A 14,500-nucleotide genomic window follows, 5' to 3' on the forward strand; every position below is an offset into this window, starting at 1 on the left:
TCCTTTTTCTGCCGCATTGTTATTATTGTTCAAATTAACATATCAGCTTATGTTTAAAAAACTCAAAGAACGGAGTATCAGATATGAACAGACCAGTCGTAATTGTTGATCCATTATCTTCCGGAGTAGAGCTCGCACCAGCTTTTAAATCTCGAGAAATATCTGCGATTGCAATTCTTTTAAAATCCACGGACTGGATAGGTTTTGGAGCAAAAATCCGGGCTTCAGATTTTATCGAGATTATTCCAGAACAACCAAATCTTGTAGAGTTACTTAGGAAATACAATCCTCTTGCCATTATTCCAGGTACTGAGAAAGGTGTTCTCCTCGCCGAAACTCTGGCAGCAACCTTAACACCGCGGTTCGCCAATGATTCCAGCAAATCACTTAATAGATTACATAAAGCGCTAATGCAAAAATCCTTGAATGAGGCTGGTATTCCGGCTCTTAAGACATTCAATACCTCATCAGAAACTGAAGTGGAAAACTGGATTAAGGTAAATGAATTAACCGATTCACCGCTTATCATTAAACCGCCGATATCTGCCGGCAGTGATAAAGTCTTCCATATTCCAGCAAAAGGAGATTGGAAAAAAGCTTTCAACCGTGTTTTGACTGAGCCATCTAAAATTACTGGGAAAATGAATGAAACGGTTGTCGTGCAGGAACAAGCTATTGGCACGGAATTCGCCGTGGGTACCGTCAGCGCCAATGGAAAACACTATTTGGCTCATTTAATCAAATACAATAAAATAGCATCAAGTCATCGCAAAACCGTTTACGACTACGTTGAGTTTGTGCCTTATAGTGAGAAAATGCATGGCGAATTTTTTGATTATACTCAAAAAGCACTTGATGCTTTGGGTATTCGCTGGGGAGCAGCTCACAATGAAATCATTCTCACTGATAAAGGTCCTCGCCTTATAGAAACAGGAGCCCGAATGTGCGGCGGCCCCGTTGTAAGTTTTGCACGAGAAGCGACTGGTAGTAGTCAGGCAGATAAATTAGTTGAAATTTTTGCCGATGGCGATGTCATAACAAAAGACTATGTTTTTGAAAAAACCGTTGTTCCTGTTTTTTTAAAATCACCAGCAAAAGGGAAAATATCAAATATTGAAGTTTTCGCAGATGTTTCAAAATTACCGACTTTTCTCAATGAACATATTTGGTTTAAAAACGGTGACATTGTACCAGAAACAGTAGACTATCTAACGAGCATTGGCATTATTGCCTTAGCTGGAGACCGCGACTCCATTTTCCTAGATTACGTGAAAATTCGACAGTTAGAATCAAAATTAATGGTATTTTAATACTATTAGCACGTATTTTTTGTCTATTAACTTATTCAATCTTTGCTTTAATCTCTTTTACAGAAATAATTAATTGCAGTATTTTAAAGCTACCCAAGTTAATCATTTTATCATTAGTGCTAACATTACTATATTGATAATAAATTTCAGACCACTTAATAAAGAGGAATGTTAATTATTTAAAGGATTAAGTCATGTCAAAATTTCACAATATTTTGTTTGTCAGTCATGGATTAGGCGGAGAAGATGAAGGGTTAAAAAAAGCGCTCCAACTGGCGAGTGCAAACCAAACCTCATTAACTATTCTCATAGCATGCCCATCATTTCCAGATAGCCTAGGTGAATATAAAACTTCTTATGAACAATCCATCATTGAGCGAATGGAACAAGAGATTAAAGCTACAAAATCAGCTCTAAAAATCAGTAAAAAGAAACTCAACATTCATCTCGAGCTTGAATGCGGATCTGCACCGGATGTTCGTATTATTCAATATGCGCTAAGACATTCTCATGACTTACTGATAAAACAAGCCGAAACAAGTCCTAATCAAAGAGGTTTTAAAGCCTTAGATATGGAATTATTACGAAAATGTCCTTGCCCCTTATTTATGGTTCGTCCTGCAAAACATACAGGTAAAGAAATCAAGATAGCCGTTGCAATTGATCCCAAAAATGAAGAACAGGTCGGCAGAGAGCTTTCTCTTGACCTTCTTAAGTACGCATCTTCTCTGACTCACCACAACTCAGGACAACTGGATATTGTCTCATGTTGGCTTTTTCGACTTGAAGAATACCTAAGGGATAATATTTGGATAAAGGTTTCTGAATCTGAGTTAGATAAAATGGTTTTAGATGAAAAACATGAACAAAGCAAGGCGTTAGAGGCTATTATTAAAGACTCCAATATTCAAGAAAATTATCAAATTCATTTGCAAAAAGGCCTTCCTGAAGAAGCCATTCCTTCTTTTGTTGAGCATCATGAAATCGACATTTTAGTCATGGGCACTGTTGCACGAACCGGAATATCAGGTTTTATCATCGGCAATACCGCCGAAAACATCCTGCAAAAAATTAACTGTTCATTGCTGGCATTAAAACCTCAGGGGTTTGTTTCTCCTGTAAAAGCTTATTAAGTGGGGACTTTTCATGTTAAAGAATTGCCTTAAAAAACACCAGGGTAACTGGCATGTTCTGCCAGTTGAAAAGGTATTGACCTGGCTTGAAACTGATATTCAAGGATTAAATCAAGAAGAGGTTTTTAAAAGACAGGAAGCGTTTGAGCCCAATAGAATACCTGAAAAAGCCAAAGAATCCATCATTTTGCGTTTTTTCCGACATTTTAATCATATCCTGATTTATGTGCTTTTGTTTGCGGCAATGATTACAGCCTTACTGAATCACTGGATAGATACGGTTGTCATACTTGCTGTTGTGGTGGTTAACGCTTGTATCGGATTTATACAGGAGGGCAAAGCAGAAAAGGCGCTTGATGCCTTACGACAGATGTTATCGCCCACGGCTACAGTTATTCGACAGGAAGAGCGACAGACCATCCCTGCCAAAGAACTGGTACCTGGAGATATCGTGCTTCTGGATCAACTATGTCTTAACCGTTTTTTTAAATTTAATTACTCATGTTACGCACAATTGACTTTAACGAGCCATATTTTTTAACTCCTGCATGGCAATTTGGTTAGCCCTGAGTATTAATTTGTACTTGATGGCAAAGTGATTCAATTTTGTCTTTATTTTCATCATTTCCAGTTTGCAGTATGCAATGATTGCGGCAAAGATATGATTGGATTGTGTTTTAACCGTGCGGGTTGGAGATTTGTTCAGGCTTGCATTTTGTTTAATTGACTTGTGATACTCTTCAATCCGCCACCGTTTCTGGTACACTTCATAAAGACGTTCGGCACTACTGGTCATGTCATTAGAAACGAGATAGAGAACACCTGTAGAACCATTTTCGTTTTTGAAAATTTTCTTCAAAAGCCTCACTGGGAAGTCTAATCCCTTGAGATAGACTGTGTGGGCTATGTCCTCTTCAAGCTCTAATTCTCTGACTTTTGTGTACCGTCCGTTGTTGGCGTCGTTTTTGGATAAAGCTAAGGTTCGATTAGATTTAATCCCAATAATAAACGATTTTTGAAGGTCATTATGGATGTAAGCCATATTGGCCTTCGAGCCAAACCAATTGTCCGCAAGTACAAAGTCAAACAACACATGATTACTAACCGCTTGTGCGATAAGCTTGCGAAAAAGTTCATTTTTAGTCGTGGATGACTTTCTGCGAGCTTGCCTTGTTTCAATGTCACAAAAAGCAACGTCTTTTTTGATAACTTCATAACCAACAGGAACACTGAAGTCACCATACCGAACCATGCAGGTCAGGATATTAATCCCTTTGACCACATCACCTTTAGCATGGGAATAATGCCAACAATTAATTTCATTCTCATCGGTATAAGACTTCTCCTCAATCGAGTCATCCAATAAAAGAACACCGTCTGATGCTTCACTCTCCCTGACTGACTTCTTGACATAATTCCAGAGCGCTTTGGAACCAAAATCTTGTAGTCGTAAAAATCGTGTCACCTTGTCGTGAGCAAATTCACCATCCAACATCTCCGATAAACCTGTAGCTGTTGCATATTTATTCTGGCAAATTAAATAGTCAGTATAAATATCAAGCATATCCATTAAATCTTCCTCCCTAAAAATCAGGGATGAAATTTTAATTAAATTTCAGGGAGCAGCAAGGTTTAGTGCGTAACATGAGTTAATTAATCTATCATCATGCACAAAATAATCCCGAATTAAAATCTCTTATTCTGGCATTTGCAATAACAATGATTTTTCGCATTAAAGCAGTTAAAGCTACCATCTTTTTCTTTCCGGAAGAAATTAACTGATTGTAGAAAGATTTTAAGCTAGAATTTGAATTTCTTGCAGCCATGGCAGCTAAGAATAATATGGGCTTAATTCCACATCTGCCATAACCAATACACCGATAACCGCTAAACTGCCCGCTATCATTTGCCTTTGGTGCAAGGCCAGCAAGCGAAGCAATTTTACGTCGCGTTAAGGAACCTAATTCTGGTAATAAGACAAGAAGCTCATTAGCAATGATATCCCCTATGCCGGGAATAGTTTTTAGAATAGCTTTTTTTTCTCTTAACACAGAGTCAGCCTCTATCAAGGTATTTATTTCATCTGTAATGGTCTTGATTTGATTATTAAGCACCTCGAGCATTGCATTACAGCTCGCTTTGATGATGTCCGCGCGAGGAGCTTTTAATCTATTCTTTTCTGCAACAAGCATTTGTTTTAAATCATTACGACGCTGCACCAACTCAAATAAGGCAAGGGCTTTTGTTGATTGAGGAGTAAATAGTTCTAGTCGTTGTGCTCGCTCATACCCATATAAAGCCAATGAGAGGGCATCCAGTTTATCCGTCTTTGCCTCATTGCCATAAGATTGAATAAATCGTTTGACCTTACGTGTATTAGCTCGATGTACTGCAAACCCTGACTCACACAAAGTGAGCAATAATTGCATCTCATAACCACCTGTCGTTTCTAATACAGTTAAAGCATATTTTAATTTACTCTTGAAATCGTTTATAAACGCTTTAATACCTGTCGGATTATTTTCATATTCGTATATCTTTTTTGAGCCATACATCGCTACAACAAAAGAAATTTTTCCAATATCGATACCAATATAATTACTGTATAATGACATGCGCGCCTCGAAATTTTATTGTTTAGGATTGTAAGCGGACGTTCTTTAATCAGAGTCCTTTCAACTATTCAAACGTTTCGAGAGCAGGGCTAGAGTACCTTGATCCAGACGGTTGTTAAAACCTATTCCGCGACGGTCGCTCACGCCCGTGCCCTTTATTTTTACAATAAGGGGCTACTCTCTTAATGGCCATTATATAATTTTTTGTAACTTACAATTCCGGTGATAAAGTACCGGCAGACATGCGCTTGATTAAAGTGCATGGACTCATTGTGGATGAGTCCATCCTCACCGGTGAATCGGTGGCTGTAGAAAAGCAGGTTCAATCCGTAGCAAAAGATTCAGTGCTGGGGGAACGAGCTTCAATGGCTTATAGTGGTACGCTGGTGACCCGTGCGTAGCGGTATGTTAATTTTACTATAAACTCACGGATCTGAATTTAAAAAAGATGTGTTATAATATTGTACATGCTAGATATAAACCTGATAATTTCAAATTTTCTTATTCTTTATCTTCGTTTATTATTGCCTGGTGGAACGCGTAAAATAGCTGCCGAGAATGTTGCTTTGCGTAAACAGCTTATGACAATGACTCGTGGCATGAAGCGTTCACCCAAATTACAAACAAGTGATCGTATTTTCTTTGGGATGTTAGGAGCAATAATCAGTATCCATCGATTAGAAAAAATATCCATATTGTTAAAACCTGATACGATTTTAAAATTTCATAAAGCGCTTATCAAACGAAAATATAGCACTTTATTTTCAAGTAAAAAGACTAAAAGGCCGGGTAGAAAAGGCACTGAACAAGCAGTTATTGATGCAATTTTGGAAATGAAAAAACGAAATCCAAGCTATGGGTACCGGCGTATAACTATGCAGATATCTATTGCTTTTGATATTAATATTGATAAAAACATTGTTCGTAGAGTGCTTAATAAGCACTACAACTGCGTCCGGATGGCGGTGGTCCATCTTGGCTCACGTTTATTGGTCACATGAAAGATAGCCTTTAGTCAATTGTTTTTTTCCAAACCGAATCAATTAATTTGAAAACACACTGGGTTATGATTGTGATGGATTAGTTTACAGGTAGAATTATTGGTTTCGCTGTCCATAAAGGTTCGCTCATGGGGATTTATGTTTGTTTTATGTTTAACCAAGTTATTTCTGGTAAATCTCCACCAAAATACTTATCAAGCGATAGTGATCCGCTATTTACATTCTATCGTTGGCAAGCTAACTTACGCATCCTCGAAATTGAAGAGATCAAAACAGTGCCTTATGTCCCTATATCCCACCCCTTCGTTGAACGACTCATTGGAACATGTCGACGGGAATTTTTAGATAAAATTTTATTTTGGAATAACATGATCTACAAAATAAATTGGAGGCATTCCAACGTTATTATAACTACAATCGTGGCCATGAGAGTCTCGATGCACAATTACCCCCAGAAGAATCGGTTGGCAATGCTAAAAACGTGGCTGATTTAGGTAATTATCGCTGAGGGAAAATGTGTCGCGGATTATATCAATTACCGATCGCGGCTTAGCTTGTATAGCGTCACGCACAGGCGAAAATAAAACACGCTAACTTTCAAAAACCAGCGTCATCCACGCTTAATTCCAACCACATTGCATTTAGTATAGCAAAGGTGCAGGCAAGGCCCGTACCTAGGATCCAGGAAAAATACCACATATACACCTCCTAATAAGCACTTTCTTTATTTTGGGTAATGGTTCCCACCGTCACTTTTCCACGCAGTACGCGGTATACCCAAGTGGTATAGATAAGAATAATCGGTAAAAAAATAACGGTCGCCACCAACATAATGAATAAAGTTAATGAGCTGGATGAACTGTCCCAAACTAGCAAGCTTTGTGATGGATTTGAGGAAGAAGGCAAAATAAATGGAAACATACTGACGCCAACCGTTGCGATGATGCCAATGACCGTGATTGCACTGAAAACAAAGGCGGTACGCGCATAATTCACAAGCAATAGAGCCAATAGGGCGCCCGTTATCCCACTTAGAGGAGCAAGCCATGCGAATGGGACATGCTGATAATTGGCAAACCATGCTCCCGCTTCACGAATCACAGACTTATGCAACGGATTAGAAGGACCATCATGAACCATCACACCCGAAATGCTATAACCTTGAATCTGTTTATATAACCAGATGCCTCCTACGACAAAAAGGATTATCGTTAACAAACTGCAAATTCGAGCGGCTAATTGAGCGCGTTGCTGCAAATGGCCTTCTGTTTTCACATTTAAGAAAAACGCACCATGCATAGCCAGCATGAATACCGATAATAGGCCGCATAATAAAGCAAATGGATTTAGTAGGGCTAGGAAGGTACCCGTATAAAAAGGGCGCAAGCTGTCATCAAAGTAAAATGGAACGCCTTGTAAAACATTGCCGATAGCAACGCCAAAGATCAAAGCCGGGATAAACCCACCGATGAATAACGACCAGTCCCAAACCGCTTTCCAATGCTTATTGGGTAGTTTCGATCGGTACTTAAAACCAACGGGACGCAATATTAAAGCCAGCAGCACCACGAGCATAGCCAGGTAAAATCCCGAAAAAGACAAAGCATACAAGGCAGGCCAGGCAGCAAAAATCGCACCACCGCCTAAAATAAACCAAACCTGGTTGCCCTCCCACGTTGGTCCTATGCTGTTTAATAAAATGCGCCTTTCCATGTCAGTTTTTGTAAGCCATGGAAGCCACATGGCCACACCCAAATCGAACCCATCCATCACAGCGAAACCAATTAGCAAGACCCCCAACAAAACCCACCATATAATGCGCAGAGTTTCATAATCTAAAGGCATATTTCCTCCTTAATGAGTCATATTGTCAGGACCAAGCCGGATGTATTTCACCATCAAATACACTTCAACGATAGCTAATACGGTATAAAAAATGACAAAACCGGATAAGGACGTTAACACTTGCGAGAAGCTGACACTGGACGTAGCTAATGAGGTGGGCAATACACCTTGTACCACCCAGGGTTGCCGGCCATATTCTGCCACGATCCAACCTAATTCTGCAGCGACCCAAGGCAAAGGAAGGGACCAGAAAGCGATGTGCAAGTACCACCGAGACAAATGTAACTTGCGTTTCATGGATAAATAAAATCCTGTGGCAAACAATAAAATAAAAAACAAACCGCAGGCAACCATAATCCGGAATGAGAAGAACAAAGGCAGCACATGCGGCTTTAAGTCATGTGCTGCCTTATCGATTTGTGTTTCGGTCGCATCGGTTACATTTTCCGTGTATTTTTTTAATAACAAACCATAACCTAAATATTGGCCATGTTCTTCAAAATCCGCCTTTGCCTGGCTGTCTTTACCGTTTTTCTGCAAGCGGGTTAGGGCATCGTATGCAAGCATGCCTTCACGTATGCGTTCTTTTCCTTGCTGGATGAGTTCATTAATACCTTCCAGCGGCTCACTAATTGAACGCGTGGCGATCAGGCCCAGTACATAAGGTACCTCCAGACCATAGTCGGTTTTCATCTTTTTCTCATTTGGGATGCCGAATACCGTTAAGCCTGCTGGAGGCTTTTCCGTGTGCCACATCGCTTCCATAGCGGCCAACTTCATTTTTTGGTTATTATTGGCGACATAACCACTCTCATCCCCCAAAACAACAACTGATAAAGCGGAAGCCAAACCGAAGGAGACGGCAACGGTCATGGAACGCTTGGCAAAATCCTGATTACGGCCCCGCAACAAAAAGTAAGCGCTGACGGCTAACACGAAAATCGCACCCGTTACATAACCTGCGCTGATGGTGTGAACAAATTTGGCCTGTGCAACTGGGTTGAAGAAAATCTCACCAAAATCCGTGACTTCCATTCGCATGGTTTCATAGTCAAACTTCGCACCTACAGGGTTTTGCATCCAGCCATTGGCAACCAAAATCCATAATGCCGATAAATTTGTGCCCAATGCAAGCAACCAGGTGCATGTCATGTGTTGTAATTTAGTGAGCTTATCCCAACCAAAAAAGAAAAGCCCCACAAAAGTGGCTTCAAGAAAAAAAGCCATAAGACCTTCAATGGCAAGAGGAGCCCCGAATACATCGCCCACATAGTGGGAATAATAGGCCCAGTTTGTACCAAACTGAAATTCCATGGTTAAACCAGTGGCGACACCAAGCACAAAATTAATACCAAACAAGACACCCCAGTATTTTACCATGCGCCGCCAGATATCCCGCCCGGTCATCACATAGACAGTTTCCATAATAGCCAACAACAAGGAAAGCCCCAACGTCAGTGGCACAAAAAGAAAATGGTAGAGCGCGGTCAAAGCAAACTGCAGACGGGATAAATCAACAACATCACTGCCCGGTATCATACGTCACCTCATTGCCGTTTTAAGTTACGGTTTATGATCATTACTGCTTATATGAGTAGACAAGCCGGTGCCGAGTAGCCATTGCCGAACATCCTTCGATGGCTTTTCAACATTTTTGAAACAAACAAACCACAAAGCAATAAGCAGGGATAACTTTATGATGAGCGTGACCAGAATATCACGAGTTAACGGTCTCATAGCCTACCACCAATCAAAAAATCGACATTATTTTAACGAACAATCAAAAAAATAACCAGATTAATTTCACTATTTTGTGGATTTTTATGCCTTAAATTGATTCTTACTCTGGGACAGACTTCAGATTTTACTCAGGCACTGACATTGCTTGAAGGAGAGACGACTACCGCTATACTCGCAGATAAAGGTTATGATGCAGATTACATTATCAACGCTGCCATAGACATGAATACTGTTGCGATTATACCGCCAAAATCTCATCGAACATATGTTTAATAAACTCAAACATTTTTGAAGAGTGGCAACACGATATGACAAACTTGCTCAATCTTTTTTATCGTTCGTTTACATCGCTGCCACCGCCCTTTGGTTAAAATAAATGTCGACAGAACCTAATTAACAGAAAATGCTTTTTGATTGTTATTTCATGCATTAAATGATAAAATAAAACGCATAAAGGCCAAAACGAGAGCATCATGCATTTTTCAGACTCCTATTTGCATTTAAAAAAATTAAAAGACAAGACTATCGCCAATCGTTTAGAAAAAGCATTAAAAACACTTGAAAACGAAGTCAATAATCCAAGCTTTATCAAATTTCTTAAACAAAAAGAAAATTCAGAAATACCCATAGAAGAATTAAGAAGAATATTCGATATTAATCAACTCGAAAAAGTTATCGTAGGCATTGATGCCATACTAGCTAACGATTTGCCAAAAGATGAAGTTGACCCGAGAATTCCACTAATAAGAGAAATATTAACTGACATAAAGAAAACTGCTGATATGCGAAAGGAACGCTATGGTCTTTACAACAATTCTCGTTTTAAGGTTATTGCTGACCTTTCCCCTAAATTAGTACCACTTCCTTGATGAGATTCGAAATCTTATGCTACCTGTTTCGCATATTCAACTGGTGACATATAATTGAGTGAGCTATGCGGGCGAACATAGTTATAGTGCTCACGCCATAGAGCAATCTCATATTTTGCTTCATCCAGTGTCCGGAACCAGTGCAGGTTTAGGCATTCATTTCTAAACTTGCCATTCAAGCTTTCCACAAAAGCGTTTTGTGTTGGCTTTCCTGGTTGAATAAAACCAAGGTTCACACCACTTTCTTTGCTCCAAAAGAACATTGCTTTGCTAGTAAATTCGGTCCCATTGTCGCAAATCACTTTATTTGGCTTAGAACGTTGCTCAATTAATTGATCTAGAAAACGTGCAACTTGCCGGCCACTGATTGATGTGGAAACCAGCTGACCAACCATCTCACGGGAAAAATCGTCGACAACATTTAATACACGAAATCGTCTTCCATTACTCAGTTGATCAGATACAAAATCCATTGACCAACGTTGATTAGGTGCTGTGGGTAATTCTATTGGCTGTCTAGGTCGGGTAAGCTTTTTACGCTTCTTCGTTCGTACTTGTAATCCCTCCTCGGTATATAACCGATAAGTATGTTTCTTATTAATGACCAAGCCCTCTGCTTTGAGTAAACCATGAAGTAACAAATAACCATAAGCAGGGTATTGCGTTGCCAATGCCCTGAGTCTTGCTCTGACTACATCATCCGCCCGTGATCTGGGTTGATACCGAAACATCGTTCGACTCAATCCCGTTAGCCTACAAGCCACACGCTCACTGAGTTTAAAACGTAATATAAGGTGTTGAGCAATTGGCTTTCTTTCCGCGGGCGTTACCACTTTTTTGACAGCACATCCTTCATTGCTTCTACTTCAAGAAGTTTGTCAGCTGAAAAACTTCTTAAGTTTATTGTTCTCAGATTCAAGTTCACGTAGCTGCTTAGCCTCATTAATTTCAAGCCCTGCGTACTTACTTCGCCAATTGTAAAATGTCCCTGAGGAAATGCTGTATTCACGACAGATATCAGCCACTTTGGTTCCAGCTTCGTGAGATTTAATGGCTTTGATGATTTGTTCTTCTGTATAACGTCTTTTCATTTTGAGTTCTCCAATCTTGCAATTTTAATGGAAATCTCATCAATGTCATGGTCTTATTTTTGGGGGAAAGGTCATTGCCAAGCAGTATGCCACACATTACATTCCCTTTAATCAAGGCAACGACCCGTTTAAGGGATCTGATTTTCAAGGTTATTGTTGGGGGCACAGTCATCGCTATGGAAGCCTGGCCTCCAAAGGTATTTTAGATGAGTTATCCGATGCTTCAGATCAAAAGCTATATGAAACCTTCAAAAAAAATTGGACTTTTGCTGATATACTTTTCAGGCGCGTAGGTTGGTTTTTCTCGCTTCAACTTGAAGCAAAAATTCGACGAGCAATTTGGCGTTCTTTACAAGAATTGGATGACAAATCCATATTGAATTTTAATTTTTTAATAAATAAGCCTGGCTTTCACTCCACTGCCTTAAGAATGAACGGTGATGGAATTGAATATTACGAAAACAATCATGGTCTTGTAAAATTTAGCACGCGTGAAAATGCGGTAAATTTTTTAGCAGCATATTTGTTAAACCAAGCCCAGTCTGCAGGTGGAGATGTATCGTTCATTACTGTATATAAATTACCTTACACTAATATTGTAGAGCAAGATGTTTTTGCTGAAGTACCTCAAAGCATCATTAAGAAAGAATTTAATGATGAAGTTGAAGTAGAAAAAATACTACACACACCTGATTTAAAAAATGCCTTAGATGCTTTATCTAATTATGCGCTAAAATTAAGAAGTGAAAAATATATTAAAGCCAGGATCAAAGCCCACGAAATTCAACATTTAGTTAAAGAGTTATATCAATTACCTGCAGAAAAAATTAAAGAACGAGTCAACTCTATTTTATCCAATCGAGAGCACAGTTTAATGATCAATCGAGGCACTGGCCTTTATTTTTTTGCTTCAAGTTTTAAACATCATAGTACAACCGAAACGCTTTTATCTGAAATTCAAAAAAGCTGTAACCCTGATTTGAATTCTGACTCCATACTCTACAATAATATGTAGTAGAACTTGGCGAATTACGAGTTATTTTACTTCTATTTTAGGCCTTTACAGGCCCTGCCCTATTTATCACGAATAGTAGTATAAGAAATAGTCATGCCATAACCTTGCATTTCTGTAGTTGTCTACTTTGATGACCGCTTTATACCAAGCAGCTAATTGATGCGGTTTAATGACGGTTGGTTTGCGATCAACTCGATACCAAGCTCTGGTATGAGATAAATATTTCACTGGATTAATAGTAACGTGAATTCGATGTAACTGTTTAAGGATTATCCTGCAAAGAGAAAATATATTGAAAACCCAGACCTTTTGTGATCTTATTTGTTTTTTCTAAGAACAGTAATAGGATACAAGAGGCCTGGAATGGATAAGTTAGTCGAATTATTCTGTATTGTCGATGATTTTTGTCAAAAGTTTTTACCAATCTTTGAGCAGCAACTTATAAATATTTCAGGCAAAGTCAGGAAGAAACCCTGTAGCCTGTCTATGTCCGAAATAATGACGATAGTGATACACTACCACCAATCCAATTATCGAAACTTCAAAAGCTATTATTCTTATGTTTTGCAGAAAGATTTACGTCCCTATTTCCCAAAACTGGTCAGCTATAGCAGAATGACTGAGCTGATGCCATCTTGTATAGTGCCATTAACGGCATTTTGCCACAATCAATCAAAGACTCTAACTGGCATTTATTTCGTAGACTCAACCCCTATTGAGGTCTGCCACGTTAAAAGAGCGCAACAGAATAAAACATTTAAGGGGTTAGCGGAGAAGTCCAAATCAACTATGGGATGGTATTTTGGTTTTAAACTTCATTTGGTGGCCAATGATAAAGGTGAGCTAATGGCTTTTAAAATAACCTCAAGCCGAACAGATGACCGAACGGTTGTGCCCGATTTAAGTAAAAATCTGTTGGGTAAAATGATTGGAGATAAGGGATATATTTCCCAAAATCTGACCGAGAAACTTGCTGAAAGAGGCTTGCAACTACTGACCAAAGTCAGAAAAAATATGAAGCAAAAAGTGCTCGATGCCTTTGACAAAGTCCTGTTGAGAAAAAGAGCCATTGTTGAATCTGTTATTGACCAATTAAAAAATATTTCAAATATCGAACACTCAAGGCATCGTTCTGTCTTTAATTTTATGGTCAATATCTTGGCTGGTTTGGCAGCTTATGCACTTAAGCCAAAGAAACCTTCCTTGAATATTGAAAAAACATTCATGGCTGTCGTTTGACCAGTTATATCGAATTCACGTTAATAGTAATAATCGGCTGGCCTTCCCCCTGTTTGATATTCATAAATAGCAAAGTTAAAAAATGCCTTTAATACTCTCATTACATTATTAGCTTCTTACCTTACTATTTGTTTGATTCATTGATAAAGGTAAAATTCTTATTTCCGGTAGAAAAACAAGAAGTAATAACACATTATCAAATCGATATATTTACAGAGACAAAAAAACGGACTGAGGCATTAGAGCTCGCTGCCAAACAAATTCCTGAATTCAAAAAATTTATATTCAATGCAAATGAGTCATTAATTAAAGAATTTACTTTTGAAATTATTAAACTACGTAAAGATAAAATTTATCTTAAAAATAGACGTATTACTACCCCAAAATTCATTGAGAGCTATATTGAAAATAAAGGACATGTTTTCTTGTCTCAGGAGCAACGCCAGGCATTAAATAATTTAAAAGAAAGAAGGTACGGTTCAAGCGATAAGAGTGCTAAATCGTATAACGAAATTGTACAGACGCCATTATTTAAAATGTAGCGATCCCCATTAAGGCAGAACCCTATATTTATCCTCAAAGATTCACCTATCTGGCAGAACCCTATATTTATCCTCAAAGATTCACCTATCTGGCAGATAC

The 14,500-nt window shown here is 38.7% G+C and carries 14 protein-coding genes and 3 pseudogenes; 10 read left to right on the top strand and 7 right to left on the bottom strand.

The features are described from left to right. The first annotated feature begins 83 nt into the window (after positions 1-83). The 3 genes from E4T55_RS11470 (at position 84) to E4T55_RS11480 (ending at position 2,984) form a co-directional block, all read left to right on the top strand. A complete protein-coding gene (locus E4T55_RS11470; protein WP_058502200.1) occupies positions 84-1,310 on the top strand; it encodes an ATP-grasp domain-containing protein in 1,227 nt (408 codons plus the stop codon). Positions 1,311-1,504: 194 nt separating this feature from the next. After that, positions 1,505-2,443 (top strand): universal stress protein, encoded by a 939-nt coding sequence (locus E4T55_RS11475; protein WP_058502199.1) that lies wholly within the window; start codon positions 1,505-1,507, stop codon positions 2,441-2,443. 13 nt (positions 2,444-2,456) lie between these two features. Beyond that, on the top strand, positions 2,457-2,984 hold the full coding sequence (locus tag E4T55_RS11480; protein ID WP_115325353.1) for a cation-transporting P-type ATPase: 528 nt from the start codon (positions 2,457-2,459) through the stop codon (positions 2,982-2,984). On the opposite strand, the gene E4T55_RS11485 is transcribed toward E4T55_RS11480, so the two are convergent. Both E4T55_RS11485 and E4T55_RS11490 read right to left on the bottom strand, forming a co-directional pair. Continuing rightward, a complete protein-coding gene (locus E4T55_RS11485) occupies positions 2,964-4,013 on the bottom strand; it encodes an IS701 family transposase (RefSeq protein ID WP_115325221.1) in 1,050 nt (349 codons plus the stop codon). The genes E4T55_RS11480 and E4T55_RS11485 overlap by 21 nt on opposite strands. 94 nt (positions 4,014-4,107) lie before the next feature. Continuing rightward, the gene (locus tag E4T55_RS11490; protein WP_115325220.1) at positions 4,108-5,058 is read right to left on the bottom strand and encodes an IS110 family RNA-guided transposase; all 951 of its coding nucleotides are present in this window, start codon (positions 5,056-5,058) and stop codon (positions 4,108-4,110) included. Positions 5,059-5,276: 218 nt separating this feature from the next. On the opposite strand from E4T55_RS11490, the pseudogene E4T55_RS11495 reads away from it, so the two are divergent. Both E4T55_RS11495 and E4T55_RS11500 read left to right on the top strand, forming a co-directional pair. Then, positions 5,277-5,459, top strand: a pseudogene (locus E4T55_RS11495) (P-type ATPase actuator domain-containing protein); the annotation flags it as partial. 66 nt (positions 5,460-5,525) lie between these two features. Next, positions 5,526-6,059: a hypothetical protein gene (locus E4T55_RS11500; protein ID WP_058502137.1), complete on the top strand. Its 534-nt coding sequence runs from the start codon at positions 5,526-5,528 to the stop codon at positions 6,057-6,059. A 597-nt stretch (positions 6,060-6,656) separates the two neighbouring features. Here the strand turns inward: E4T55_RS11500 and cydX are convergent. The 4 genes from cydX to cydP are packed head-to-tail and all read right to left on the bottom strand — an operon-like array spanning position 6,657 to position 9,641. Further along, the gene (gene cydX / locus E4T55_RS11505) at positions 6,657-6,758 is read right to left on the bottom strand and encodes a cytochrome bd-I oxidase subunit CydX (RefSeq protein ID WP_058502135.1); all 102 of its coding nucleotides are present in this window, start codon (positions 6,756-6,758) and stop codon (positions 6,657-6,659) included. Between the two features lie 9 nt (positions 6,759-6,767). Next, on the bottom strand, positions 6,768-7,904 hold the full coding sequence (gene cydB / locus E4T55_RS11510) for a cytochrome d ubiquinol oxidase subunit II (protein WP_058502134.1): 1,137 nt from the start codon (positions 7,902-7,904) through the stop codon (positions 6,768-6,770). 9 nt (positions 7,905-7,913) lie between these two features. Next, positions 7,914-9,443, bottom strand: a complete 1,530-nt coding sequence (locus tag E4T55_RS11515) for a cytochrome ubiquinol oxidase subunit I (protein ID WP_058502133.1) — start codon at positions 9,441-9,443, stop codon at positions 7,914-7,916. Positions 9,444-9,467: 24 nt separating this feature from the next. Continuing rightward, complete coding sequence (gene cydP / locus E4T55_RS15575) at positions 9,468-9,641, bottom strand: cytochrome oxidase putative small subunit CydP (RefSeq protein ID WP_335622031.1); 174 nt, start codon at positions 9,639-9,641, stop codon at positions 9,468-9,470. Between the two features lie 277 nt (positions 9,642-9,918). On the opposite strand from cydP, the pseudogene E4T55_RS15650 reads away from it, so the two are divergent. Continuing rightward, positions 9,919-10,020 (top strand): annotated as a pseudogene (locus tag E4T55_RS15650) (IS5/IS1182 family transposase); the annotation flags it as partial. A gap of 97 nt (positions 10,021-10,117) precedes the next feature. Further along, the gene (locus E4T55_RS11525; protein WP_058502132.1) at positions 10,118-10,513 is read left to right on the top strand and encodes a hypothetical protein; all 396 of its coding nucleotides are present in this window, start codon (positions 10,118-10,120) and stop codon (positions 10,511-10,513) included. A gap of 14 nt (positions 10,514-10,527) precedes the next feature. Here the strand turns inward: E4T55_RS11525 and E4T55_RS11530 are convergent. Further along, positions 10,528-11,604, bottom strand: a pseudogene (locus E4T55_RS11530) (IS3 family transposase). A gap of 358 nt (positions 11,605-11,962) precedes the next feature. On the opposite strand from E4T55_RS11530, the gene E4T55_RS11535 reads away from it, so the two are divergent. From E4T55_RS11535 to E4T55_RS11550, 3 genes are all read left to right on the top strand, one after another. Beyond that, positions 11,963-12,619 (top strand): hypothetical protein, encoded by a 657-nt coding sequence (locus E4T55_RS11535; RefSeq protein ID WP_115325355.1) that lies wholly within the window; start codon positions 11,963-11,965, stop codon positions 12,617-12,619. 363 nt (positions 12,620-12,982) lie between these two features. Further along, positions 12,983-13,858 carry an IS982 family transposase gene (locus E4T55_RS11545; protein WP_115325251.1) on the top strand — a complete coding sequence of 292 codons (876 nt, stop codon included), beginning with the start codon at positions 12,983-12,985 and terminating at the stop codon, positions 13,856-13,858. Positions 13,859-13,998: 140 nt separating this feature from the next. Next, entirely contained in the window at positions 13,999-14,400 is a 402-nt protein-coding gene (locus E4T55_RS11550) for a hypothetical protein (RefSeq protein WP_058501369.1), read from the top strand. Positions 14,401-14,500 lie beyond the last annotated feature (100 nt).

The sequence above is a fragment of the Legionella israelensis genome (assembly GCF_004571175.1).
Classification (GTDB): Bacteria; Pseudomonadota; Gammaproteobacteria; order Legionellales; family Legionellaceae; genus Legionella_D; species Legionella_D israelensis.

Bases quoted from the DNA above. Each gene is read 5' to 3' on its own strand.
- E4T55_RS11545 (WP_115325251.1), top strand. From the start codon at position 12,983: ATGGATAAGTTAGTCGAATTATTCTGTATTGTCGATGATTTTTGTCAA.
- E4T55_RS11485 (WP_115325221.1), bottom strand. From the start codon at position 4,013: ATGGATATGCTTGATATTTATACTGACTATTTAATTTGCCAGAATAAA.
- cydB (WP_058502134.1), bottom strand. From the start codon at position 7,904: ATGCCTTTAGATTATGAAACTCTGCGCATTATATGGTGGGTTTTGTTG.
- E4T55_RS11490 (WP_115325220.1), bottom strand. From the start codon at position 5,058: ATGTCATTATACAGTAATTATATTGGTATCGATATTGGAAAAATTTCT.
- E4T55_RS11500 (WP_058502137.1), top strand. From the start codon at position 5,526: ATGCTAGATATAAACCTGATAATTTCAAATTTTCTTATTCTTTATCTT.
- E4T55_RS11525 (WP_058502132.1), top strand. From the start codon at position 10,118: ATGCATTTTTCAGACTCCTATTTGCATTTAAAAAAATTAAAAGACAAG.
- E4T55_RS11480 (WP_115325353.1), top strand. From the start codon at position 2,457: ATGTTAAAGAATTGCCTTAAAAAACACCAGGGTAACTGGCATGTTCTG.
- E4T55_RS11475 (WP_058502199.1), top strand. From the start codon at position 1,505: ATGTCAAAATTTCACAATATTTTGTTTGTCAGTCATGGATTAGGCGGA.
- E4T55_RS11515 (WP_058502133.1), bottom strand. From the start codon at position 9,443: ATGATACCGGGCAGTGATGTTGTTGATTTATCCCGTCTGCAGTTTGCT.
- cydP (WP_335622031.1), bottom strand. From the start codon at position 9,641: ATGAGACCGTTAACTCGTGATATTCTGGTCACGCTCATCATAAAGTTA.
- cydX (WP_058502135.1), bottom strand. From the start codon at position 6,758: ATGTGGTATTTTTCCTGGATCCTAGGTACGGGCCTTGCCTGCACCTTT.
- E4T55_RS11470 (WP_058502200.1), top strand. From the start codon at position 84: ATGAACAGACCAGTCGTAATTGTTGATCCATTATCTTCCGGAGTAGAG.